The sequence below is a fragment of the Mesorhizobium sp. M7A.F.Ca.CA.004.04.2.1 genome (assembly GCF_004022825.1).
GTDB lineage: Bacteria > Pseudomonadota > Alphaproteobacteria > Rhizobiales > Rhizobiaceae > Mesorhizobium.
Genome location: NZ_RZPH01001084.1, coordinates 1 through 1,947 on the forward strand (window position 1 = coordinate 1; position 1,947 = coordinate 1,947).

Annotated in this window: 2 protein-coding genes; both read right to left on the reverse strand. The window is 65.9% G+C overall.

The window, feature by feature from the left end; all coding sequences use genetic code 11:
* A partial coding sequence (locus tag EN893_RS31510) for an ABC transporter permease (protein WP_164901282.1) occupies window positions 1–726 on the reverse strand: 726 nt, incomplete at its 3' end.
* A partial coding sequence (locus EN893_RS31515) for a sugar ABC transporter ATP-binding protein (RefSeq protein WP_164901283.1) occupies window positions 723–1,947 on the reverse strand: 1,225 nt, incomplete at its 5' end. The genes EN893_RS31510 and EN893_RS31515, both read right to left, overlap by 4 nt.

A 1,947-nucleotide genomic window follows, 5' to 3' on the forward strand; every position in this document is an offset into this window, starting at 1 on the left:
GGCATAGGCCGCCTCGCCCGTATAGGTGAAGAAAGTCAGGAACAGTCCGCCGATCGCCGCCAGCAGGCCGGCCAGCGTGTAGGCAGCGAACTTGCCGCGCCGGATCGGCACGCCGGACATGTAGGCCGCCGTCTCCGACGAGCCGGCCGCGTAGGCCGCGCGGCCGAGCACCGAGCGGCTGAACGGCACCCAGATCACCAGCACGATGGCCAGCAGGACGACCAGGCTCGCCGGCACCACGCCGAACACACGGCCGGTCAGCGCATCGGCCAGATCCTCATTGACCGAGCCGCCAGGGAATGGCCGCAGCAAAAGGCCGATGCCGTAATAGACGGCGCCAGTGGCAATGGTGGCGACAATCGGCTGCAGCCGGCCATAGATGACGATGGCGCCGTTGATCGCGCCGCACAACAGCCCCACCGCCAGCACGGCGATGACACCGAGCGTCGTCTGCATCGGCGTGCCAACCACCAGCCAGGAGGCGAGGCAGTTGGTGAGCAGGAAGATCATACCGACGGACAAGTCGATGCCGGCGGTGATCACCACCAGCGTCTGCGCCATGGCGACAAAGGCGAGCAGCACGCCCTTGTTCGACGCCGTCTGCACGACATTGGCGGTGAAGCCCGCCGGATGGTTCGAGGTGTAGATGACGAACATGACGATGAAGATGCCGAGCGCCAGCAGAGTTCCGCGCTGCTCGGCCAGCCAGTAGCGCCAATCTTTCACGCGCTTGCTCCCAGGCCCACCGGGCTGTCCTCGCCATGGATATTGAGCGCGCTTGATATCAGCGCCCGCTCGGTGATCTCGGCACCGACCAGCTCGCGCTTGACCGCCCCGTCATAGAGCACCAGCACGCGATCGCAGCAGCCGATCAGTTCATCATAGTCGGTCGAGTAGAACAGGATCGCAGCACCCGCGTCGGCCAGTTTGCGCATCAGCTGGTACAGCTCCTGCTTGGTGCCGACGTCGATGCCGCGCGTCGGATCGTTGAGCAGGATGATGCGTGGCTGGCGCATCAGCCATTTGGCGATGACCACTTTCTGCTGGTTGCCGCCCGAAAGCGCGCCGACCGGAATGTCGAGGCCCGCCGTCTTGATCGCCAAGAGGCCTACCATGTCGTCGATCAGCCGCTGCTCGGCGGCACGGTCGATGATGCCGGCTTTCGACAGCCGGTCGAGCGCCGCGAAGGACAGGTTCTCGCGCACCGTCATCGGCAGCATCAGCCCTTCGGTCTTGCGGTCCTCGGGAATCAGCGCCATGCCGATGCCGTCGTCGCGCGCAACGGATGGGCTGGTGATCGAGACCGACTTGCCGTCGATCAGGATCTGGCCGCTGAGGCCCCGCAGCACGCCGAAGAAGGCGAGCAGCAATTCGCGCTGGCCCTGGCCGTCGAGGCCGCCAAGGCCGACCACCTCACCTGCCCTGACGGTCAGCGAGATGTCGTGCAGCCGGTCGGCCCATGAGAGCTTGCGGGCCTCGAGCCTGGGGGCCGCGGCGGCAGGCACGGCCGCCGGCTTGGGCGGAAAGATATGGCTGTATTCGCGGCCGATCATCAGTTCGACCACCTCATTGTCGCTCTTCGAGCCGGCTGGATAGCTGGCGACATTGCGGCCGTTGCGGAACACCGTGCACTGATCCGCCAGTTCGGCGATCTCGTTCATGCGGTGCGAGATGTAAAGCAGCGCCAGCCCTTCCGAGCGCAGCCGCTTGAGCACTGCGAAGATCTTCGAGACATCCGCTGCCGTCAGCGCCGAGGTCGCTTCGTCGAGGATGAGGATGCGCGGCTTGCGTGCCAATGCCTTGGCGATCTCGACCATCTGCCGGCGCGACAGCGGTAGGTCCTTGACCAGCGCCAGCGGGTGGATGTCGGCGGCGCCGGCACGAGCAAGTGCTTCTTCGGCGATGCGGCGCTGCGCCTTGCGGTCGATCATGCCGAAGCGTTTGGGC